Raw genomic sequence first — 22,199 nt, 5'->3', positions numbered from 1 at the left:
CGCAGATGATTATAGCATATTACCTGCATTGGTCAACGGGTAAAGCGGTATGAAATTTGGGAAAAATTTATTGTATTGATCAGACGCATCCCTTCAGTGCTATTTTGGTTTACCAAATCCGACTGAGGGGATTTTTGGTTATTGGTGTCAAGGCTTGAACGGTGATGGAAGCGTCTCCAGCTAAGGATATTTTGTCCGCTGCGTTAAGGACTTCGCGCTGCGTATTTGTGAGATCAGCTTGATTCGTGAAATAAACTTAATATAAACTGCTATGTAAGTGTGAATCCAAGCTAAATTTAAGTTAATTGAGATTATTGGCACTAGAACCCGAATAAGTCAGAAATTTAGCTATATTTTAAGTACAATGCTTTTATTAGCCCATAAATGATAGAAAGGCTAGAATTCGTCTCTAAATTAAGTTTACAATGCTTCTCCAAAAATTAGATTTTTCTTCGGACAAGGTGTCTAAAACATAATTTATGGCATATGTAAAACCAAAAAGAATCTGGGTTTATCACCTAGATTTCTTCTATGATTAATAGTAGATAGTAAGAAACCTTAGCAGTAAAAAGTGCGGCTTATATTAGCAGCGCTCATTTTTCATAGCATCGTTCTAGATGGATAAATATTATGACTTCTACCAACAGTGTAAGCTTGTGTGTCAATAGTGTGATTGCTGACTTGTGCAAACATTTTTATTTGATAAGTTGATTGTATTCATCAATAGTCCGACACAATTGATTACAGAAATTATGAGCTAAAAGTCTTGCCTAGTCAAGAACCAATATGTAATTTATTTTGTCGAATTACTGACCATTAAGTGTCACATAAAATAAATTTTGGGAAAAATACTATTAATTTTTTAGTAGGTTATTAAGCTTTTCTCTCCTAGGGGAATATTCAATAAGCCTTAATTTGAGTATGTCCAGTATTTCAAATAGCGTTTTTACGACTACGAAAGTTGAAAGTAGAAAATTTTATGCGCCACTAACATTTTATCATCTAAAGACCTGCAATTATGTCAGAATTATGGATTAATTTATTTAGCTCAAGTCCGTTTATTCCCCATGGTCACTGCTATTTATGGAAAACAGATTTAGTCTGGTTACACTTAATATCTGATTCGGTCATTGCACTAGCTTATTACTCTATTCCAGCTACACTGTTCTATTTTGTCCGCAAACGGCAGGACTTGCCCTTTAATTGGATTTTTCTACTCTTTAGTGGATTTATCTTAGCTTGCGGCACTACGCACATCATGGAGATTTGGACACTTTGGTATCCAACTTATTGGCTGTCGGGGTTAATTAAAGCAGTAACTGCAATGCTATCTATGCTTACAGCCGTAGAACTTGTGCCCTTGGTTCCCCAAGCTCTTGCACTTAAAAGTCCGGCTCAACTCAAACAAGCAAACGAAGAATTGCAAACACAAATAACAGAGCGCTTACGGGTAGAGGAAGAACTAAGAAAATACCAAAATCATCTGGAAGATTTAGTGGGTTTTCGTACCAGTGAAATTACCCGAACCAACGAGCAATTAAAGCAGGAAATCGCTGAACGCCAGCGCATCTTATCAGTTCTCCGACAAAGTGAGGAGCGCTACCGTTACTTAGCTGAGTCAATTCCCCAACTAGTATGGACTGCTGATGCCGAGGGTTATTCTGATTATTTCAACCGTAATTGGTGCGAGTACACTGGGTTAGCAGTAGAGCAGTCTGTGGGTTCTCGTTGGTTGGCGGCGTTGCATCCAGATGATGTAGAAAGCGCTGATCAAGTGTGGGTAAATGCTGTAAATAATGGCATTTCATATGAAAATGAATACCGCTTCAAACGGGCTGCTGATGGTTCTTATCGCTGGCATTTAGCGCGAGGCTTACCGCTGAAAGATGAGCAAGGCCGTGTAGTAAAGTGGTTTGGGACTTGTACAGACATCGACGAACAAAAACAAATACTACAAGAACGGGTTCACCTGCTGGAATTAGAACAAACCGCACGAGCTAAAGCAGAAACAGCCAATCGAATTAAAGATGAATTTCTTGCCGTACTTTCTCACGAGCTACGCACCCCACTTAACGCAATTCTGGGGTGGTCTCAGTTATTGCAAACCCATAGTTTTGAGCCAGAAAAGACATCACAAGCACTCGCTACAATCGAGCGCAATGCCAAATTACAGGTTCAACTAATTGAGGATTTGTTGGATACTTCCAGAATTTTACAGGGCAAATTGACGCTGAAGATTACGAATATCAATTTGGTGTCTACCGTATTGTCTGCACTAGACACCATGCGGTTAGCATTAGAAACCAAGTCAATTCAAGTGAATACAATATTTGAACCGAATGTGGGAATAATTCTGGGTGATTCTACTCGCTTGCAGCAAGTCGTCTGGAATCTCCTTTCCAATGCTGTCAAATTTACACCCAAGGGGGGAAAGGTAGAAGTGCAGCTAAGGCAGGTTGACGGCTATGCTCAAATCATAGTTAGTGATACAGGTAAGGGGATTAACCCTGAGTTTTTGCCTTATGCGTTTGATTACTTCCAACAGGCAGATAGCAGTTCTGTGAGAAAATTTGGTGGATTAGGCTTGGGGCTAGCAATTGTCCGTAATATCGTGGATATGCATGGCGGCATCGTCACAGCAGAAAGTCCTGGTGAGGGGCAAGGGTCAACATTTACTGCCAGTTTACCGCTTCGCCAAGATCAAAGCCTAAGTATGTCAGATGTAGAAAATCAGCCATTATTATTAGCACCATTATCCTTATCTCTCGCTGGGGTGCAAGTTTTAATTGTTGAGGATGATGCTGATTCGCGAGATTTTGTGGTTTTCGTATTAGAGCAAGAGGGGGCTGTGGCGATCGCAGTATCTTCGGCATTTGAAGCATTACAAGTCTTGATTCAGACCAAGCCAGCGGTTTTGGTCAGCGATATTAGTATGCCCGACATGGATGGCTATATGCTCATCCGTCAAGTGCGAACTTTGACCCCAGAAGCAGGTGGACAAATTCCGGCGATCGCTTTGACTGCCTATGCTAGAGATGATGACCAGCAACAAGCTTTACAAGCAGGGTTTCAGATTCATTTATCTAAGCCGCTGAACGCGGAAAAATTAGTCGCAGCCGTTGTCAGCCTTGTGGCGACTGAAGTGTAAAAAGTTACTTATATGATTGTTATTGTTCTTTTTCAAGCCAGTCTGTATCTGAAAAAAGCCCTTGAAACTGGGGACATCAGCATCCCCCTAGCTTTCAAGGGCAATAAAAACAGGACTTGTTGAAAATATTAAGAAGCTAGAGCAACTTCTACCAACTGCTGCAACTCACCTTTTTGGTAAAGTTCAATCAAGATGTCAGAACCACCAATGAATTGACCATCAATATAGACTTGGGGAATTGTCGGCCATTCGGAATATTCTTTGATTCCTTGGCGAATTTCGGAGTCTGCTAAAACGTCAACTGTCTCAAAAGGAACTCCCAATGTATTGAGAATTTGCACAACGTTGTTAGAGAAACCGCATTGAGGCATTAATTTGTTACCCTTCATGAAAACCATAATCTTGTTTTGTTCTAACAAGTTATCAATTTTCTCTTTGAGTTCTGGTGTCATGGTTTTTTGTTTCCTATGTGGCTGATAGTCAAGGTTCAATAGTTAATAGTCAACAAGCCAACAGTTCAGCGTTTCAATTTTGTACTTGGGACTATTGACATTACGAAGCAGTTGTGGCTTGCCAAGCTTCGGGGGTATATGTTTTTAGAGCCAAGGCATGAATCGCTTCCGTTGACATAGCTTGCCGCACCGCACCATAAACCAACTGATGCTGTTGTACCAATCCCTTACCGGCAAACTGCGATGAAACTACTGTCACCTGATAGTGGTCACCGCCTCCAGTTAGGTCCTGCACCTGAACTTGGGCGTCTGGCAGTCCCGCCTTGATCATTGCTTCAACCTGCTGCGGACTAATCATCGCAATTCCTGAAAAAACTTACTTTTCTATTAATAACAGATATATAGCGGATGACCTTGCCAACTTCAGGTTTTGGCAAGGCTGGTGGAAAATAGGTCTTTGAGAGGTATTTGTGGTTTCGGGCAAAGCGCCCACTAGGTAAACGGCAGATAGCCCCATCTTAACATTGGGCTTTCTGAAGCTGCTGCTCCGAGAAAGGGCCGAAGAACCAGCAGAAATTAATATTGCTTATTTTGGGGATGAGGAAGACGAAGTAGTACCTGTCCTGGGATAGGGAGCATCAACAAAACCTAACTCCAACAACTGTTGGTAGGCTTTCTTACCTAAATCCCGCGTCGGGTTTTGGCTTTTAATAATTTGAACTAACAAGGGTACGGCTAATTCTGGCTGATTTAGTGCCCGATGTACCAGTGCTAACCGATAAGTAGCTTCATCTCGCAGTTGGGCTGTTTCTAGGGCTTTTTTCCGCTGAGAATCGGAAACTCTGTTGTCAATTCCCGAAAAGCTAGAGTTGAGGTCTTGATAAAAATTAGATAACTGATTAAAAACCTGACGTGCTTCTTGGAGCTTCTTAGCGGCTACATCGTATTTTTGGGCAGAAACGGCGTCATCTGACTCTTTGAGGAGACGCTGTCCACCTTCGATGCTCAAAAGGCTGTTATTTTGGGTTATGGGACGGAGGTTATTCGGATCGTTGGGGTCAATAGGTTGTGGCTGGCTAGTACTACCTGGTAGCTGTGACACCTGAGCATTGACGGGTAATAGCAGGCTAAGAACTGCTATGAGTGATAAAGAAGTGAAGCGAATTAAGGGAGCAGCAGCAGCAATGTTCATGGCATCATTTAGTGGACAATTATCTAAAAAAGGTATGGAAACTTCGGGTATCTTAACTCTGTTTGTGTCTTTGACCTAGCAAAGTTACATACTAGGTTTCTCTGGTTTAGACTGAGAATCAGTTTGATAGAGTTCCCATTGACCCTGCATAGTAACTAAAATCTTCACTATGAGCGATCCAGATTTTTTAACCACAGGTGTACCAGCAAGCAGCCAGGGAGTGGTTTTACAACGCGGTGGTGAAGAGTTGATTTTAGAAAAAGCTTTATATCGTTTCACCATCCGCCCGACTTCTGACTTTCTCCTCTCGCAATTATCTCAGGTTACTTGGGGTGTTTGGCGTCGTACTATTGCCCAAGCACAACTGGAACTATTCACTGTTGAACCAGGCCAGTTAGAAGCAGCGATGTCTTTAGCACGCGCTGACAAAAATGTTGCTTTTGCCAGTCATGTTTACAAAATCAAAGATAACCCTGGCTCTTTCGTTTATCTAAGTGACCAAATTACGATTCAATTTGCCTCTGGGGTCGATATTGCCAAAATTAATGCTACGGCGACCACCTTCAGGTTACTCCAAGATAAGCCAGTATTGGGATTGCCTAATACTTTCGTGTTTTTGGTCAGTAAACAAGCAACAGACAATCCGCTGAAAATTGCCAACCAATTGCAAGGACTCCCGTTCGTATTAGCTGCTGAACCTAACATTCTCATCCAACAGGAACCACATTATAAACCCCGCGATCCCCTTTATTCTCAGCAATGGTATCTCAACCACAATGGCGGTAATCAGTTGGCGGTGGGTTCCCATATTGCTGTAGAAAAAGCTTGGGATATTACTCGCGGTGTCCGTTCTGTGGTTGTGGCGGTGGTGGATGATTCTTTCGATTTGAATCACCCAGATTTTCAAGGTTTGGGAAAAGTTGTCGCCCCCAGAGACTTTAAGGAAAAGGACTTTTTACCTTTACCCGATGAAAAGGAAAGCAGTCACGGTACAGCTTGTGCAGGGATAGCGGTTGCTGAAGAAAATGGTACGGGAATTGCTGGGGTGGCCTCTGGTTGTGCGTTGATGCCGATTCGCACTACTGGGTTTTTGGATGATGAGTCAATTGAGGAAATATTCGACTGGGCAATGAGCAAGGGAGCCAGTGTGATTTCTTGCAGTTGGGGAGCATCTGCTGTTTATTTTCCTCTATCGATGCGCCAACGTGCTGCTATTAGCCGTGCTGCTACTAATGGGCGCAATGGTAAAGGTTGTGTGATTTTGTTTGCGGCTGGTAATGCTAACCGCCCGATTGACGGTAGTGTGAATGAGCAAAATTGGCCGAAAAATATTTTACAAGGGAATACGGCTTGGTTGAGTGGTTTTACTATTCACCCAGATGTGATTACTGTGGCTGCTGCTACGAGTTTGAATAAGAAAGCTGCTTATAGCAATTGGGGCACTAACGTTTCAGTGTGCGCTCCTAGTAATAATGCCCCACCGGGCATGTGGTTTCAGGAGACGGGTTTTGTGTACACACAACCGGCGATCGCCACTTCGCTTTCTGGATTGGGAATATTCACCACTGACCAAGTGGGAGCGGCTGGCTACGACCCAAGTAATTTTACCAGTAACTTTGGCGGTACTTCTAGTGCCACTCCCGTAGTTGCAGGTGTGGCTGCGCTAGTTTTATCAGCAAATCCTGATTTGACAGCTCAACAAGTCAAACGCATCTTGCAAGAAACCGCTGATAAGATTGTTGATTCTGAACCTGACCCCCAATTGACTCTGCGTGGGGGTAGTTACGATGGTAGTGGTCATTCCCAATGGTTTGGTTATGGCAAGGTGAATGCCGTGAGGGCAGTGCAAGCAGCCCAGCAGGTGCGTACAGTGGCGTCAAGTGCCAGCAGACAAGTAAGGGCTGCGAATCACAACCAAGTAGGGATTCCTGATAATGATCAACAGGGTGTCAAGAGTACGATCACCGTAGGTGCGCCGGAGGCGAACGCTATTGCTGAGACGATCACCGTCCAAGATATTCAGATTACAGTCGACATCACTCACGATTTTTTAGGTGATTTAGAAATTTATTTAATTTCTCCTAACAATCAGCAAGTGTTGTTGCAAAGTCGCACCTTAGGCCGCAGCACCAATTTGCAAACAACCTATACGATGCGAACGACTTCGTCGCGCTTTGCTCCGCATCCCGCCCTCAAGGAGTTACTGTCCCTGTCAGCTAAAGGACGCTGGCAGTTATGGATCATCGACCACTCACCTCAAGATGTGGGGAAACTGAATACCTGGGAATTAGTCATTAGTTATTAGCTCAGAACAACTGACAACAAAATTACGAATTGGGAATTTCTGCGAAGGCGTGATTGGCGATCGCAGATTCTTGACGGCTTAATGAAAGCAACATATTTGCTAAATCTGCTGTGAGGCGTTTGGCATCACGTTTTACACAGCCATTCATATAATCTTTTGCTATTAGGGCTTCGCCAATGTGAACACTAGCATCTGCACCCCAACTGGGAAAAGGTTGGCTGTAATTGATACCGACAGGTACAATTTTCACCCCCAGTCCTGGGTGAGTCAACTCAGCACTCAAAGCCAGACGAGCAATTCCCGGCTTTAACGGATGAACTGCCCCATCACGATAAATCCCACCTTCCGGAAAAATGACTAACATCTCTTGATCTAGCAGTAATTCCACAGAATGACGCAGAGTAGTGATCGCTGGGTGCTGAGGATCTACAGGAAACCCCCCCATGCGTCGAACAAACCAACCTTGCAGCCCTTGGCATTCAGTAATTGTCACCATAAATCGCAAGTCTCGACCTGTGACGCCACGACCGGCCGCATAGGGCAACAGCAATGAATCCCAACGCGCCCGATGGGTAGGAGCAAAAATCACAGGGCCACTTTTGGGAATATTTTCTTGTCCAGTAATTTTAATTCGTCGAAAGAAAAATGGTAGAACAATGTGACGCCCCAATAAATACAGCAGAGGACTTAACCAAGGCGAAACCTGCGAGGTAGTAGAAGCCACCTGAGCATTTGCTGGCAGATCCGTTGGTGATGCTTGGCAGGTAGTAGAAGCAGAGTAAAGTTCCATCATGACGGTGGCTGCTGATTGTCGAGATAAATAGAACGAAAGCTTGATTATCTACACCGTAGAATTTCTTGCGTCACTTGTGTCCTACCAACTGGACAGTTTCACCTCTGTCCGTTAATTTCGCTGACGCCGTCTAGTAGCAAACCAGGCTTGTAATTGCTGACGACAGGCTGATTCTAGAATACCACCGACTACTTGCAGGCGGTGATTAGAAGCTGGGCTAGCTGGTATGTTGATAACAGTACGAATTGCGCCAGTTTTTGTATCGTCCACCCCATAGACAAGTGTTCCCAAACGTGCTTGGACGATCGCACCAGCACACATCGGGCAAGGTTCTAAAGTTACATAGAGGGTGCATTGATGAAGACGCCAACTTTGCAAGCTTTTAGCAGCAGCCCTGAGAGCGATCACTTCTGCATGGGCCGTGGGGTCTGTGTCGCGTTCTTTTCTATTTTCACCTTCGGCAAGTAAATTTCCGTTTGAGTCAATTATCACAGCCCCCACAGGAACTTCCCCCGCATCACCTGCTATTTTCGCCAATTCTAGGGCATGATGCATCCATTGTCTATGTATCAGATATTTTGGATATTCAGTAAACATCTTCTTATATTTGGGCAAATAAATAACCCTCAGACTATTCGTCTGGGGCTACAAAACAGAGCATACCTGCGTGAGTTATTTTATGCAGCTTGAGCTAGAAGGGGGTCAAGTTGACCTTGTGTATCTAGCTGATAAAGGTCATCGCAGCCGCCAAGGTGCTGATTATTAACGAAAATCTGCGGAACACTACGGCGTCCGTTTGCACGTTCTGCCATTTTTGCTCTAGCTGCTTCATCGCCATCAATTTTGTATTCGGTGAATTTGACACCTTTCCACCACAGCAGCAACTTAGCACGGATGCAATAAGGGCAGGTTTGCCAGGTATAGATTTCTACATTAGCTTGGATGCGTTCTGGATGGCGATTTAAAAGGGGGTTGAGAAAGTCCAGCATATTGTTAATCGGGAGATTTTTGAATTACACGACACGCGCACTAAACAATCAGAAACTTTGATACTTTCAAAATTAAAAGCTTGCCTATCTAATATTTTAACGATTAGTTTTGCATAACAGCTACTTAAAGACCAGATTTTTTTCTGTAACAAATAAGTCGGAGAAGTAAATCTCCGACTTGGTTCATTAGACTCTTTAAATTAAATACATTGCTGTGCTACAAATCCACAACTTACTCAACCCAAGTTATCAAATATTCTTGAGAGAACTAATGCTAGGAGAAAAGAAGTATTCACCACCTTTAAGGTGTACCCAAAGTTGAAAGTTAAAACCTGGTTTGGTTTCTGGTTCTCCCCACTTTATCGGCCAGTTTTGATTTCTCGCATCAGGTGCAGCTTGACCAATAATCGGATCTGTCCCCACATTAACTTGAACAAAATTATTGGGATTAGACCAAGCCCATTGCATAAAATTAAATTGATTTGCAATGTCAGCTTGATAGCACAAAAACAATAATCCTGCTCTATTGCTTAATGCCTTAGTCTGGTCAGTTGCTCCATAACTAATTCCACGGCGAGCAATCCTGTGATCTCTTTCTTTCTGCAAAGCTTGCTCATAAGTTTCACCAGATGAAACTATTCGTCCTGTATCTCCTCTAGGATTAGATTTACGCACGTGAGTATGAAATGGGCATTTAAACGCCTGTTGATCATCACTAAAATCGAAATTATTCGTTTGATCTTTAGCTGCTGTACTTGAAAGCGTTAATGGCGTGCCATCGCGGAAGCGTCCCATTATTAACGCTCCAGCTAATTCTTGATCTATATCCCCTAACTCCTTAGCGAGGAACGCTTGAGCGTCAACGAAGGCGCTCACATCTTGTTCAAGCTTACGATAAACCAAATAACTGCCATAACTATCTTCTAACTTACCGTTAGGATCTTTAGCCAAAACAAGACTGAGAGGAGCGCGAGGATTCCATTTAGAATCCCATTCCTTAATCAACTCCTCAATCGCCTCCTCACTCAAGTTAGGATGAGAATCCCTAATTTTTTGGATTTCGATATTTCTGACTCTTTCGATATCTCTTTTCAGAAACAGAGGTTGACTAATACCATCGATAAAACCAAAGTGTTCGATGATATCTCCGTTGTCATTTCTGAGAATAAAACCATTTTCTCTGTGGACAACTTCAGCCATTAGCTCCAGTTGTCTAGTAAGATCATCAACTGCTAGTTGTAGGTTGTCTAAATTATCATCTGCTATCTGCACTAAAGCATGAATTTCTCCTTGTAGTCCTGTATCCCATTCTTCAATAACTGGATCGCCTAACAAGTTCCTGATAGTATCATTTTTCATGCCAAATCGAAAAGGTTGATCACCAGGGATTCGGAAAGCTGGGAATTCCAAAGCTTCATAACCCTTACGTGAGAGAAAGAAATTGATAAAGATATCCCCGGCGATTTTTGTGGTTCTAAATCTTACGGCATCTTCTGCCTGCTTCTGAGCAGATGTTACTTTTTCAGCAAAAGTTTTAATCCATTCTTTTAATGGCTGGACTTGATTGGGTTTGAACTGTAAAAACAAATGTACAGAATAATCTCGTCCATGTCCTCTGAGAATGTTGCCCTGTAAATCACTGAGCAACTCTGCATATTTACCAGGATTGAGAGTGTCAATACCTTCTTCAGGGAGTACTTGCAAATCTTCTTCTGTTAGTGCCATTGTCTTGAATTCCTATTTGTAAGTTTGTAGTTACACTGTTACTGTGTTTAATCACAGCAACAGTGGATTTAAAGCGTAATCTGCCTATGCACCTAGTTTCACAATTTTGGCTTGGGAAGGTTTGCCAATATCGTTGACGTAAAACAGCATATAATAGCCAGTTGGATACAGATTGGCATTTGTTGGAGCGGTGAAATTGATTGTAGAATTATCTGCTGATATATTCTCAATCTTTAAATCTGCCAACCGTTGTCCATAATCAAAAGAGTGAGTACCTGAACTCAATTTAATCAGAACAAGAGAGCCTGTGCTAGTAGCATTTTTGAGTGAAACTGTGCTTGGTTTTCCGTATTGAAGACTTTCAGAAGCTGTGACAATTTCCGGACGCAGTCCAGATGTGAGTAGATAAGGTGGAGTAAAAATTTCTGCTTGCCAAATTTCTGCGGGGACGAATGGCTCTGGATCACCATCTACAAAGTAAAAATCAGGATCTTGATAATACTTGTCTAGATCGAAGGCTTGAACGTTCCCTAATTTATCTTTCAGTTGGGGTATTGTGTAGTAATTTTGAGGATCTGGTAAAACGTCAACATGAACTGTTCCGTTTTCTTCTCTAGCTGCACGACTAGGATTACCACCAATGACTAATACACGAGCATCAGGTAATAAGACAGCATTGTTATGATAGAGCCTGGGGAATTTGCCAGGATTCAAGGATTCAGATTTATAACCACCTGGTGAAAACTTATCAGCCGTTAGTAACAGTGGCTCTTGAATAGCTTTGTATTCTCCATATTCACCACCATTAATTGCCAAGATTTGTTTAGTTGGGAGAATTACAGCCTGATTCATAGCACGAGGCTTATCAAAAAACTCAGGATATATTTTCCATTCTCCATTTGGCTCACCGCTAATTTTTGGTGAAGACCAACGTTCTAAACTTTGGGAAATTCTTACTCCTTTGGCTTTTAAACCATCATTGTAGCTACCCAAATAAGGACGACCATAATTAATGTCATTGGTACCAATGAGACCTCCCATTAGCAAGACATCTCCTTCGTTATTTGGATCTAGCAGTGCCGTTCCATAAACTTTGGATATCTCTCCTCTGTCGGGGCCAACTTCAAAACTGACACTAAATTTCCCCAGACTATCCTGCTTAATTGACATTAAATAGGTTTTGTTGCTTTCGTGTATTTCCAACGGGAATTTACCTGCACCATCACCTGTAATTAACAACCGACCATCAGTAGTGGGAAAAACACGGGGATACAGGTCGATGCTATCGAAAGCATCTATGGTTCTAGAAACTGGTTGCCCGTTGTAGATGTAATTATCTTGGTAGGTAAATTTGGTGTTGAAGGGGCTATTCTCTACGTAGGTCAGATCAATATATTGAAACTTCTTAGTTGCGGGATCGTAAATTTCAATTGAAGGTGTGATCTGATTTGGTTTGTTAAATTTCAAACCCGAAAAAATTACAAGTTTTCCATCTGCTAAAGTTATTGGGCTAGGATACCAACGTCCTTCTGTTAACGAACCAACAGTAGTCCAGGTTTTGTTTTGCCAGTTATATAAGTTGGTTTGTTTTGAGCCTTCAAACTTTTCTCCTGGGTAGTAGCGATTAGAGCCACTAATAAAAAGAACGTTGCCATCTGATAAATGCACATTTGCTGAACAAAAAGGATCATTACTTTGTCCATTTTGTAGAGCAGGAGGTGATGCGATTCGTTCAAATGTACTGGTTTCAGGGTCAAATAAGGCTGAATGATTGACTACTGCATAATCAGTTCCTTTGACCCCATCTATAAATCTGTTACCAGTTGCGTTTTGCTCTAAAGTGTTACGATTACTGCTGCCATTGACAATTAATACCTTGCCATTAGGTAACAGTGAAGTATGAACACCTTGCATCCAATCTGCTTTATCTGCGGGTAAAGGTACTGTTTGCCATTCCCCTTTGCTTGCACTAACCGTATCAGCACTGACAAAATCTGGATTGATAATTAATCCTAAACAAGCCAGTAGAATTATGACAAATGTAATTTTTTTCTTCATTGACTCTCAAGGTTGAAGTAATTTTGCAAAAAATGATGGCAGATATAATAGAAGTACTAGAAATCAAGCCTTAATACTCTTACAAAGCAGTATTCATGCTTCTCAAATACTCCTCTTATAGCGTTAGATCATCTGCTGTGTATCTAGTTGCCTATCTAGTATGGCAAGAGATGATGCCAGAAATTCAGAAATCCAGTAGTTGGCTTCTATAAGCTAAGCAGATGTGCTTTTCCAGTAGACATGACTAATTAGAAAATGTCTTAACTTGGTGCATATTATTCAATTAATTGATAACTTTGATGCTGACCTCAGTAACTTAATTATTTGCCACTTAATCACTTAAGGTTTTCAGTGACAAGGTAGGCAAGTTTGGATGGGATTAATTCGCTACAAATGCGTCTCTTCTGATTTATTTTACGTAATATTTTTTTATTGGCATTAAATAAATTAGCAAGATGCAACAGTGTTGATCAATCACCGTATTGAGATATACGACACCTTGTCAAACAAAGGTGGTAATTTTATGTTTTTTTAATATTCTCTTCTGGCTGCGACACTGTGCTGTAAATTGTGTTGTTAAAAATGCCACTTTATGAGTTTTTTACAAAAAATAAGTTTATTTTTCTCTAGCCATAAAAAATTTAAAACCCTTGGCTAAAGGCAACTTTAACCTTTTTTGAAAAAATAAAATTTATTTATAATATGCTGTTTTAAGTTTTTAATAAGTATTGCAAAGTTTTTATTATTTTTTCTTGAGAAAAAAATAAAGTGTGCGTAAGAGTAGTTGCTCTATGTAGTAAAGGTATTGCTTGTATATTTAATTATTTTCAAGTTTTGCTAATATCAGAAACAGACTATTATGCGATTGCCAAAGAAAGTTACATTTTTTATAAAAACCATAACCTATGTAATTAATCAATCAATTAATTAGTGCTATAAATCTGAGATTTTAAGCAATCAGAAAATAGTCAGAATTATTTAGTAATTTAGGCTTTAATTTATACATAATTATTGATTGGGGAACTACTTAGTTTCTCAACTTATCTTATATAGTTGAATAGCGTTAAATTATTCTTGTGTGACCATCTTGCCCTTGTTGAAGATGTAATTTATGAATAACGTTATGACCTTACAGCAGATTGCAGGTAAATGAGGTACAGAGATAAATAATAAAACTCTTGTGGGGTGAGCATCTTGCCTCTGTGTAGCGCACTCAGATGAAATGTGCTGTAGTTTCAGTAGTACACTAATACAAAAGTATTAAGCAACGCTGAAAGGAGTGGTTTAGCAGCAAAACTTAACACAGGTGCTAGTCAAGACTTTTTTCCATGTGTATCCGCGCTTTGGTAGACTTGAAAACTGATATGGCCAGAGAAAACGGCGGAAATTCAAGCAGTTGAGAGGGCAGACTCTGTGGAAAATACACTTGGTTTAGAGATTATTGAGGTAGTTGAGCAAGCCGCGATCGCATCCTCAAAGTGGATGGGTAAGGGCGAAAAGAACACTGCTGATGAAGTAGCAGTGGAAGCCATGCGGGAACGGATGAACAAAATCCACATGCGCGGTCGCATCGTGATTGGCGAAGGTGAACGCGACGAAGCCCCCATGCTATATATCGGGGAAGAAGTCGGTATCTGTACCCGTGAAGATGCCAAAGACTTCTGTAACCCTGATGAACTAGTTGAAATTGACATCGCTGTTGACCCCTGCGAAGGCACTAACTTGGTGGCTTACGGTCAAAATGGCTCAATGGCAGTTTTGGCAATTTCCGAAAAAGGCGGTTTATTTGCCGCACCTGACTTCTACATGAAAAAACTGGCAGCACCAGCACCAGCAAGAGGTCATGTAGACATTAACAAGTCTGCGACTGAAAACCTCAAAATCCTCTCTGAGTGTCTAAACCGTGCCATTGAAGAATTGGTAGTTGTGGTGATGGATCGTCCCCGCCACAAAGACCTGATTCAGGAAATTCGCACCGCAGGCGCGAGAGTGCGACTGATCAGTGATGGTGACGTTTCAGCCGCCATCTCTTGTGCTTTTGCTGGTACCAATATCCACGCTTTGATGGGAATTGGTGCAGCACCAGAAGGGGTAATTTCAGCTGCTGCTTTACGTTGCTTGGGTGGGCACTTCCAAGGGCAATTGATCTACGATCCAGAAGTAGTACAAACAGGCTTGATTGGCGAAAGCAGAGAAGGCAATTTGGCACGGCTGAAGGAAATGAACATCACTGACCCAGATCGGGTTTACGCTGCTGAAGAATTAGCCTCTGGTAACACTGTGCTATTTGCTGCTTGCGGTATTACCCCTGGAACCTTGATGGATGGCGTCCGCTTCTTCCACGGCGGTGCTAGAACTCAAAGCTTGGTTATTTCTAGCCAGTCCCGCACGGCGCGATTCGTCGATACAATCCATTTGTTGGACGAACCGAAGAATCTGCAATTGCGGTAGTAATTTAGTCGGTAGTCATTAGTCATTAGTCATTAGTCATTAGTTCAGTTGTGACTAATGACTAATGATCATTAACCATTAACCATTACCAATTTAAGAAATGAATATTGCAGTGGTGGGGTTAAGCCATAAAACAGCCCCAGTAGAAATCAGGGAAAAGCTGAGTATTCCAGAAACACAGACTGAAAGTGCGATCGCACAACTCGTCAGCTGCTCCCATATTGAGGAAGTCGCAGTACTTAGCACTTGTAACCGTTTGGAGATTTACATCGTTACCAGTGAAGCTAACCAAGGTGTGAGAGAAGTAATTCAGTTTCTAGCTGAATACAGCAAATTACCAGTGGTACCTTTGCGACAACACCTGTTTACATTACTCCATGATGATGCCGTGATGCACATGATGCGGGTAGCGGCTGGGTTAGATAGCCTTGTACTCGGCGAAGGTCAAATTTTGGCTCAAGTGAAAAATACTCATAAACTGGGGCAGCAATACAGCGGTATAAAAACAATCCTAAATCGATTATTTAAACAAGCGCTGACAGCTGGTAAGCGGGTTCGCACCGAAACCAGTATTGGCACCGGTGCAGTTTCCATCAGTTCGGCGGCTGTGGAATTAGCCCAGATGAAAGTCAAAAATTTAGCTGCTTACCGTGTGGCAATTCTCGGTGCGGGTAAAATGTCCCGGCTGCTGGTGCAACACCTGATTTCTAAAGGTGCTGGGCAAATTAGCATCGTCAATCGCTCTCGTGAACGAGCGGCAGAATTAACAAAATTGTTTCCAGATCAACCGATTCAAATCCATCTGCTGTCGGAAATGATGACTGTAATTGCCGAAAGTGATTTGGTGTTTACCAGTACTTCAGCTACAGAACCTATACTTGACCGCGCCAAGTTAGAAACTGTTTTAGAACCACAGCAATCTCTAATGTTATTTGATATTTCTGTGCCGCGTAATGTCGATGCAGATGTGAATGATTTGGCAAATGTGCAGGCGTTTAATGTAGATGATTTGAAGGCTGTAGTCGCGCAAAACTACGAAAGTCGTCGGAAAATGGCATTAGAAGCCGAGAAAATTTTAGATGAAGAAGTGGAAGCTTTTGATATTTGGTGGCGTAGTCTAGAAACTGTTTCTACCATCAGCTGTCTGCGAAATAAAGTCGAAACTATCCGCGAACAAGAACTAGAAAAAGCTTTGTCGCGCTTAGGTTCGGAATTTGGCGAGAAACACCAAGAAATTATCGAAGCGCTTACACGGGGTATTGTGAATAAAATTTTACATGATCCGATGGTGCAATTACGAGCGCAACAGGATGTGGAAGCGAGAAGACGCTGTATGCAGACTTTGCAAATGTTGTTTAACTTAGATGCAGAGGAACAGTTTAGCTGACTTAGTTTGAGTTACAAACAGAATTTTGCTGCTGTTAGGGGTGTGGCTATTGTTTGATTTAGCCTCATACCTAGCAGTAGAAATCCTACGGTGTGCTTAAAGTTGTCTTACGCTACAGACCCGTTTGAAAGTATGATTTATGGCTCGGTATTTATTTTTTAACTTTTAATTTTTAATTGTTTAATCAGCTTCGTATTTAACAGCAGATATTTTAGCTTTTGTTTTGATAATACTTATAACGCAAAGAGACCTGATTTCTGAAATAGGGTACGTAAATGATCATCACCTATTCCAGATTTCACTTGCGCTTTTTGTGGGCTGAAAGCCTCACAGCTATGCATATCAACGAGAAAATTAGCTCTCTAACAGCTGATTTATGCCTTATTTGCCTTAATTCAAACTTCATAAACAGCTCGTTTGTAGCAAAATGTCTTAATTAAAACTTTAACCTTAGTAATAATCCTTAGGTTGTCACGCATCGTATTTAGCTGCTAAAGTGTTGTCTAATCAACGAATTCAGATTATTCTTTTGCAGCAATAAAATATATGAAACTTTTAAAGACTGTTGTATTTGTTGGCGTAGCTTCAGTGATTGCTACTTCTATTGGCATCGAAACTAAACCCGCCTTAGCAGAATGTAATCCTTTCGGATGTTCGCAATCTAGTGTTGCAGAATGTAATCCATTTGGTTGCCCTAAAGCACCAATGGGGGCTGCATGTACGCCGTTTGGCTGTCCGCAATCGCCACAGCAACAACAGCCACAACAGGTTCAACCGTACTACCCGCCACAACAGGTTCAACCGTACTACCCGCCACAACAGGTTCAACCGTACTACCCGCCACAACAGGTTCAACCATACTACCCACCACAACAGGTTCAACAGCAACCAGGAACTCAGGTTCCTGTTAACCAGGGTTATAACTTAGTGGGTGGTGTTTGGTTTGGCCCTGATGGCAAGCCTGTTTCTTCGGACCGTCGTCCAGGGGAAGACCAAGCTAGTTGCATTGCCAGAGTAAGCTATTTGACTCTTCAGGCATATTCTCGTTCGGAAACACATGGTAACTATCGCTATCAGCGTCCGGCTGGTGCGACACCAGAGCAAATGGCAGCTGTGGGACTAGAAAATAAAGGAGGTGTGTTTAATGGAGAACAGTGGCGTGGTTTGCAACCACAAGTAACGCTGCGAGTTATGGATTCCCAAGAGGCAACGATTCGTTGTCGGTAAAGATTTATTAGTAGGATGCGTCCCCCGACGCATCAAAGATCATCAAATATGATTAATATTGCTTGAAAAGAATTTATTCATAATTAATAAATATTCGTGCGTTAGGGAACGCACGCTACTTAATGAAGTTTATTGTCCCAAATAGGCTTCTAAAACTTTGGCATTTTTTTGGATTTCTGCGGGAGTACCTACAGCCAAATTTTGTCCTTCGGCCAGGACCCAAACGCGATCGCACAATGACATGATCAAATCCATGTTGTGTTCGATAATCAGAAAGGTCATGCCGTCGCGGCGGTTCCAAGTGATAATGCGATCGCATATATCGTCAATTAATTTGGGATTCACCCCCGCCGCAGGTTCATCTAGCAAAATCAACTTCGGGTTAGTCATCAGCGCCCGCCCCATTTCCAGCAGCTTGCGTTGTCCACCAGACAAGCTACCGGCATAATCTTGGGCTTTTTTCTCCAAACCCACAGACTCCAACAAAAACATCGCCCGTTCTTTTAATTCCCTTTCTTCCTTGGCGACGATGTGTGGTTGCAACTGCACTAACCAAAAATTTTCACCAGTTTGTTTTTGCGCCGCCAGCAGCATATTTTCTAACACCGACAACCGCGACAGCGTCCGGGCTACCTGAAAGGTGCGGATTAATCCCTGCTGGGCGATTTGGTATGGTTGCAACTGGTGAATCGGTTCGCCATCAAAAATCACTCTTCCTTTATCTGGGCGAATGAAATTGGAGAGTAAGTTAAATAAAGTGGTTTTACCGGCACCATTGGGGCCAATCAAGCCGGTAATGCTGCCTTTAGCCACTTCAATGTTAGCGTCATTCACTGCTTTGATGCCACCAAAGCCTTTACAAAGTCCAGTAGCGGCTAATAGGGGAAGTTGGTTATTTACCAAGGGTGAGTTCCTCCTTTTTCCCTAAGATACCTTGAGGACGCCAAATCATCAGTACCATCAAAATCAGACCGATGACCATCACGCGAAATGCACCGAGACGGGCTTCATCAAGGGGGACGATTTTTGGTAACACTTCCCGCGTGATGGCATCATAAGCAAAGTAAATCACTGCACCTAAGAGAGTGCCGATATTATTCCCCGAACCGCCTAAAATCACCATAATCCAAGCGTCGAAGGTGAGTTGCGGTTGAAAATTATCTGGGTAAATGGCGCTGAGTTGCCAAGCAAAGAAAGCACCAGCAACACCAGCGATCGCACCGCCAAGCATCAGCGATTGCACTTTGTACCAAAAAACGTTTTTACCCATAGCCTTGGGGATTTCTTCATCTTCACGGATGGCTTTGAGGACTCGACCCCAAGGCGATCGCACTAAAATTTGCAACCGCCAAAAAACAAAAGCTAATACCAACAGCACCAACAGCATCAAACCTGCTTTGGGGTTGTAGTTATACAGTCCGATTACCCCAGAAACATAAATCGCCGTTGCTAAAATTCCGAAAATCAACCCCACGATCAAGCGTGAAGTAGATTCTATCTTGTAACGGATTTTAGCCTCTGCATTTGGGGATAATCGGCTAGGGCCAACCCAGCGCCACAAACAAAAGCAAGTGATCAGCATCAGCAGCGTTAACAGCCCAATCATCACCAGTCTGACAAATAAATTAGGCGTTGTGGATAGAGGGATAGTATAACTTTGGACGCCAAAAGCCCCAGCTATCCAGGTATCACCCACAGGTAATTCCTGGTTATTCACCACCAAACGAATCAGTTCCCCCACACCAACAGTGACAATTGACAGATAATCTTCTCGTAAGCGCAGAGTTGCCAAACCAATTACCAAGCCCAAAATGGCGGCGACGATCGCTCCAATCATGGCTGAAAGCAATAGGGGGACTCCCTTTAAACTTAACAAGACTGTGGTATAAGCGCCCAAAGTCATGAAAGCAATATGACCAAAGTTAATTAACCCTGTAAAGCCCCACTGGAGATTGAGTCCCAGTCCGAACAAAGCAAAAATTGCTGTAGAAATTGCCAGAAAAATCAGATAATCAACCATACTTAAGTTAGAGCGTATAATTACTTAAAAAATCAACATTTAGGGGGTAGAGACGGGGAAATTACGTAAATAGTTTTTTCTGTCTGATTTAACACCCAACAGGGGGAATAAATTTGTAGTGTAGCTTGGGGATAGTGGGGTCATCCCATGATCTGGCGCTAATTTTTTGGGAAAACTATTGTTGTTGAGTTAGGGATAATCAACTATATGAATTTGCTGCGGATTAGAATGCATCACTTAATCGAGCAGTTAGCCGATGAGGATCTGCAAAGCGTTTGGGGAGTGGTTCAAGGCTTGCATTTTGATTTTTATATGCTGAAAGCTATTGAACAAGTCAGGCGATCGCAACAACCGTGGGACATCTTAACCCATGAAGAGGCGCTACGACTGTTAATGTTTTTATGAATCAGATCCACTGTTGATTTGGCGCTTGTAGCACTTAAGTATTGGTTAAGGTAAGCAAAAGTGAATCTGGAAGTGCGCTATGCAAGGTCTTTTTTGCTAGACCTGAAGAGTTTAGAACCTGCTGCTTATGAGCGGGTGTATCGTTTTGTGTTTGTGGAGTTAGGTGAAAAGTGGCAACCTCATTACCTCCCAGAATTGCGACAGTTAGATCATGAGGGGATTTTTTATCGCTTTACCATCGATAATTATCTTATAGGCATAGAAATTAGGGGTGAAATCGTCAAGTTTTTGCGTGTCATCCCTATGCCAGATGTCTAGGGTGAGGAGTTTTCCAACACTTAAAACTGTATAAGACAAAGCAGGGATCGCCAGAGCCTTACATTAAACTGGTTTTTGACAAACACTTTAGTTGAGATATCCCTATGGATGCTAGGGCACTTTGGCAACGGTACCAAGACTGGTTATATTTTCACGAGGGATTGGGACTGTACCTAGACGTAAGTCGAATGCGGTTTGATGATGCCTTAGTGGAATCGTTGCGGCCGAAGTTTGACAAGGCGTTTGCCGATATGGCGGAACTGGAGAAAGGTGCGATCGCCAATCCGGATGAAAACCGCATGGTAGGACACTACTGGTTACGGAATCCAGATTTAGCCCCCACTCCCGAACTAACACAAGAAATTGTCCAAACCATAGAGCAAATCGAATCCTTTGCCGAAAAAGTCCAAACAGGTGCTATTCATCCACCTAGAGCAAGTCGCTTCACCGATGTCATCTCCATAGGTATTGGTGGTTCCGCCCTCGGCCCCCAATTCGTCGCTGAAGCCCTATCTCCTGACTTCCCGCCCCTGAAAATCCACTTTATCGACAACACCGATCCCGCCGGTATCGATCGGATTCTCACCCACCTGCGAAATAGCCTTTCCAGCACATTGGTATTGGTGATTTCCAAATCTGGGGGGACTCCCGAACCCCGCAACGCCATGATTGAAGTCAAAAAAGCCTATGCTGGACAAAATTTAGACTTTGCCAAATATGCGATCGCTATTACCGGCGTAGATAGCAACCTGGATAAAGTGGCAAAATCTGAAGGCTGGCTAGCCAGGTTCTTCATGTATGACTGGGTGGGAGGACGCACCTCAGAAATGTCCTCTGTGGGGCTAGTACCAGCAGCATTACAAGGCGTTGATATTCGCGCCATGCTAGAAGGTGCAAAAGAAATGGATGACGCCACCCGCATTCCAGATGTGAAAAATAACCCAGCCGCTTTATTAGCCTTAGCTTGGTATTATTCTGGCAATGGTCGAGGCGAAAAAGACATGGTTGTCCTACCTTATAAGGACAGCTTATTGTTATTCAGCCGCTATTTGCAACAGCTGGTCATGGAATCTTTGGGCAAAGAAAAAGACCTAGACGGCAATATTGTCTATCAAGGCATCGCCGTTTATGGCAACAAAGGCTCAACAGATCAACACGCCTACGTCCAGCAACTGCGGGAAGGTGTGCCGAATTTCTTTGCAACCTTAATTGAAGTTTTGGAAGATCGTCAAGGGCCATCCCCAGAAATCGATCCAGGTGTGACAGCAGGTGATTATCTTTCCGGTTTCCTCTTGGGTACCCGCCAAGCGCTGTACGAAAATCACCGCGATTCGATTACAGTCACCATTCCCCAAGTTAATTCCCGCACTGTTGGCGCGTTAATTGCTCTGTATGAGCGGGCTGTTGGTCTATACGCTAGTTTAATCAACGTCAACGCCTACCATCAACCAGGGGTAGAAGCTGGTAAAAAAGCTGCCGCTGTCATTCTCGACTTGCAAAAACGCGTCGTCGATGTGCTGCAAAAAGAAAAATCAGCCCTTTCTCTAGCTGAAGTTGCAGAAAAAGCTGGCTCACCTGATGAAGTTGAGGCAATTTACAAAATTCTGCGACATCTGCATTCCAATCAGCGCGGTGTAGTGCTAAAAGGTGATTTAGCACAACCCAGCAGTTTGACAGTTTCTATTAATTAATAGAGCAATCCTATTTGATTTGTGAAAATCGAAAGGCT

Annotated in this window: 18 protein-coding genes; 8 read left to right on the top strand and 10 right to left on the bottom strand. The window is 42.6% G+C overall.

The features are described 5' to 3' along the window. Window positions 1–1,018: 1,018 nt before the first annotated feature. Complete coding sequence (locus CYLST_RS23585) at window positions 1,019–3,148, top strand: hybrid sensor histidine kinase/response regulator (RefSeq protein ID WP_015210257.1); 2,130 nt, start codon at window positions 1,019–1,021, stop codon at window positions 3,146–3,148. A 128-nt stretch (window positions 3,149–3,276) separates the two neighbouring features. Here CYLST_RS23585 and grxD read toward each other — a convergent pair whose 3' ends face one another. The 3 genes from grxD to CYLST_RS23570 all read right to left on the bottom strand — a co-directional run bounded on the left by grxD (window position 3,277) and on the right by CYLST_RS23570 (window position 4,792). Then, on the bottom strand, window positions 3,277–3,600 hold the full coding sequence (gene grxD / locus CYLST_RS23580) for a Grx4 family monothiol glutaredoxin (RefSeq protein WP_015210256.1): 324 nt from the start codon (window positions 3,598–3,600) through the stop codon (window positions 3,277–3,279). A gap of 100 nt (window positions 3,601–3,700) precedes the next feature. Continuing rightward, window positions 3,701–3,958 carry a BolA family protein gene (locus tag CYLST_RS23575; protein WP_015210255.1) on the bottom strand — a complete coding sequence of 86 codons (258 nt, stop codon included), beginning with the start codon at window positions 3,956–3,958 and terminating at the stop codon, window positions 3,701–3,703. 228 nt (window positions 3,959–4,186) lie between these two features. Then, complete coding sequence (locus tag CYLST_RS23570; protein ID WP_015210254.1) at window positions 4,187–4,792, bottom strand: hypothetical protein; 606 nt, start codon at window positions 4,790–4,792, stop codon at window positions 4,187–4,189. A 169-nt stretch (window positions 4,793–4,961) separates the two neighbouring features. Here CYLST_RS23570 and CYLST_RS23565 point away from each other — a divergent pair, with 169 nt between their 5' ends. Then, entirely contained in the window at window positions 4,962–7,097 is a 2,136-nt protein-coding gene (locus tag CYLST_RS23565; RefSeq protein WP_015210253.1) for a S8 family serine peptidase, read from the top strand. A gap of 22 nt (window positions 7,098–7,119) precedes the next feature. On the opposite strand, the gene CYLST_RS23560 is transcribed toward CYLST_RS23565, so the two are convergent. The 5 genes from CYLST_RS23560 to CYLST_RS23540 all read right to left on the bottom strand — a co-directional run bounded on the left by CYLST_RS23560 (window position 7,120) and on the right by CYLST_RS23540 (window position 12,662). Then, window positions 7,120–7,890, bottom strand: a complete 771-nt coding sequence (locus tag CYLST_RS23560) for a lysophospholipid acyltransferase family protein (protein ID WP_015210252.1) — start codon at window positions 7,888–7,890, stop codon at window positions 7,120–7,122. A gap of 111 nt (window positions 7,891–8,001) precedes the next feature. Next, window positions 8,002–8,487, bottom strand: coding sequence for a tRNA adenosine(34) deaminase TadA (tadA, locus tag CYLST_RS23555; RefSeq protein ID WP_085960684.1), 486 nt, complete (start codon window positions 8,485–8,487; stop codon window positions 8,002–8,004). A gap of 80 nt (window positions 8,488–8,567) precedes the next feature. Beyond that, window positions 8,568–8,879 carry a glutaredoxin 3 gene (gene grxC / locus CYLST_RS23550; protein ID WP_015210250.1) on the bottom strand — a complete coding sequence of 104 codons (312 nt, stop codon included), beginning with the start codon at window positions 8,877–8,879 and terminating at the stop codon, window positions 8,568–8,570. A gap of 249 nt (window positions 8,880–9,128) precedes the next feature. Then, on the bottom strand, window positions 9,129–10,604 hold the full coding sequence (locus CYLST_RS23545; RefSeq protein WP_015210249.1) for a Dyp-type peroxidase: 1,476 nt from the start codon (window positions 10,602–10,604) through the stop codon (window positions 9,129–9,131). Window positions 10,605–10,688: 84 nt separating this feature from the next. Further along, a complete protein-coding gene (locus CYLST_RS23540; protein WP_015210248.1) occupies window positions 10,689–12,662 on the bottom strand; it encodes a galactose oxidase early set domain-containing protein in 1,974 nt (657 codons plus the stop codon). Window positions 12,663–14,075: 1,413 nt separating this feature from the next. Between CYLST_RS23540 and glpX the strand changes: the two genes are divergently transcribed. The 3 genes from glpX to CYLST_RS23525 all read left to right on the top strand — a co-directional run bounded on the left by glpX (window position 14,076) and on the right by CYLST_RS23525 (window position 17,727). Beyond that, the gene (gene glpX / locus CYLST_RS23535) at window positions 14,076–15,113 is read left to right on the top strand and encodes a class II fructose-bisphosphatase (protein WP_015210247.1); all 1,038 of its coding nucleotides are present in this window, start codon (window positions 14,076–14,078) and stop codon (window positions 15,111–15,113) included. A 100-nt stretch (window positions 15,114–15,213) separates the two neighbouring features. After that, window positions 15,214–16,500 carry a glutamyl-tRNA reductase gene (locus CYLST_RS23530; protein ID WP_015210246.1) on the top strand — a complete coding sequence of 429 codons (1,287 nt, stop codon included), beginning with the start codon at window positions 15,214–15,216 and terminating at the stop codon, window positions 16,498–16,500. Window positions 16,501–17,046: 546 nt separating this feature from the next. Then, a complete protein-coding gene (locus CYLST_RS23525) occupies window positions 17,047–17,727 on the top strand; it encodes a hypothetical protein (protein ID WP_015210245.1) in 681 nt (226 codons plus the stop codon). 129 nt (window positions 17,728–17,856) lie between these two features. Here the strand turns inward: CYLST_RS23525 and CYLST_RS23520 are convergent, their stop codons facing one another. Together CYLST_RS23520 and CYLST_RS23515 are read right to left on the bottom strand one after the other, a co-directional pair. Next, window positions 17,857–18,630 (bottom strand): ABC transporter ATP-binding protein, encoded by a 774-nt coding sequence (locus CYLST_RS23520; RefSeq protein WP_015210244.1) that lies wholly within the window; start codon window positions 18,628–18,630, stop codon window positions 17,857–17,859. Next, complete coding sequence (locus CYLST_RS23515; RefSeq protein WP_015210243.1) at window positions 18,620–19,747, bottom strand: branched-chain amino acid ABC transporter permease; 1,128 nt, start codon at window positions 19,745–19,747, stop codon at window positions 18,620–18,622. The genes CYLST_RS23520 and CYLST_RS23515 overlap by 11 nt, the downstream gene beginning before the upstream one ends. A 207-nt stretch (window positions 19,748–19,954) precedes the next feature. Here CYLST_RS23515 and CYLST_RS23510 point away from each other — a divergent pair, with 207 nt between their 5' ends. The 3 genes from CYLST_RS23510 to CYLST_RS23500 all read left to right on the top strand — a co-directional run bounded on the left by CYLST_RS23510 (window position 19,955) and on the right by CYLST_RS23500 (window position 22,161). Continuing rightward, the gene (locus tag CYLST_RS23510; RefSeq protein ID WP_015210242.1) at window positions 19,955–20,152 is read left to right on the top strand and encodes a hypothetical protein; all 198 of its coding nucleotides are present in this window, start codon (window positions 19,955–19,957) and stop codon (window positions 20,150–20,152) included. 60 nt (window positions 20,153–20,212) lie between these two features. Further along, window positions 20,213–20,470, top strand: a complete 258-nt coding sequence (locus tag CYLST_RS23505; protein ID WP_015210241.1) for a cytotoxic translational repressor of toxin-antitoxin stability system — start codon at window positions 20,213–20,215, stop codon at window positions 20,468–20,470. A 104-nt stretch (window positions 20,471–20,574) separates the two neighbouring features. Further along, complete coding sequence (locus CYLST_RS23500) at window positions 20,575–22,161, top strand: glucose-6-phosphate isomerase (RefSeq protein ID WP_015210240.1); 1,587 nt, start codon at window positions 20,575–20,577, stop codon at window positions 22,159–22,161. Window positions 22,162–22,199 lie beyond the last annotated feature (38 nt).

It is taken from the genome of Cylindrospermum stagnale PCC 7417 (assembly GCF_000317535.1).
Lineage (GTDB): Bacteria > Cyanobacteriota > Cyanobacteriia > Cyanobacteriales > Nostocaceae > Cylindrospermum > Cylindrospermum stagnale.
The sequence above is the reverse complement of the archived record's forward strand: the minus strand, read 5'-3'. Positions and strand labels throughout refer to the sequence as shown.

Bases quoted from the DNA above. Each gene is read 5' to 3' on its own strand.
- CYLST_RS23510 (WP_015210242.1), top strand. From the start codon at position 19,955: ATGAATTTGCTGCGGATTAGAATGCATCACTTAATCGAGCAGTTAGCC.
- CYLST_RS23570 (WP_015210254.1), bottom strand. From the start codon at position 4,792: ATGAACATTGCTGCTGCTGCTCCCTTAATTCGCTTCACTTCTTTATCA.
- CYLST_RS23530 (WP_015210246.1), top strand. From the start codon at position 15,214: ATGAATATTGCAGTGGTGGGGTTAAGCCATAAAACAGCCCCAGTAGAA.
- CYLST_RS23525 (WP_015210245.1), top strand. From the start codon at position 17,047: ATGAAACTTTTAAAGACTGTTGTATTTGTTGGCGTAGCTTCAGTGATT.
- CYLST_RS23515 (WP_015210243.1), bottom strand. From the start codon at position 19,747: ATGGTTGATTATCTGATTTTTCTGGCAATTTCTACAGCAATTTTTGCT.
- CYLST_RS23565 (WP_015210253.1), top strand. From the start codon at position 4,962: ATGAGCGATCCAGATTTTTTAACCACAGGTGTACCAGCAAGCAGCCAG.
- CYLST_RS23540 (WP_015210248.1), bottom strand. From the start codon at position 12,662: ATGAAGAAAAAAATTACATTTGTCATAATTCTACTGGCTTGTTTAGGA.
- CYLST_RS23585 (WP_015210257.1), top strand. From the start codon at position 1,019: ATGTCAGAATTATGGATTAATTTATTTAGCTCAAGTCCGTTTATTCCC.
- CYLST_RS23560 (WP_015210252.1), bottom strand. From the start codon at position 7,890: ATGATGGAACTTTACTCTGCTTCTACTACCTGCCAAGCATCACCAACG.
- CYLST_RS23545 (WP_015210249.1), bottom strand. From the start codon at position 10,604: ATGGCACTAACAGAAGAAGATTTGCAAGTACTCCCTGAAGAAGGTATT.
- CYLST_RS23575 (WP_015210255.1), bottom strand. From the start codon at position 3,958: ATGATTAGTCCGCAGCAGGTTGAAGCAATGATCAAGGCGGGACTGCCA.
- CYLST_RS23500 (WP_015210240.1), top strand. From the start codon at position 20,575: ATGGATGCTAGGGCACTTTGGCAACGGTACCAAGACTGGTTATATTTT.
- grxC (WP_015210250.1), bottom strand. From the start codon at position 8,879: ATGCTGGACTTTCTCAACCCCCTTTTAAATCGCCATCCAGAACGCATC.
- grxD (WP_015210256.1), bottom strand. From the start codon at position 3,600: ATGACACCAGAACTCAAAGAGAAAATTGATAACTTGTTAGAACAAAAC.
- tadA (WP_085960684.1), bottom strand. From the start codon at position 8,487: ATGTTTACTGAATATCCAAAATATCTGATACATAGACAATGGATGCAT.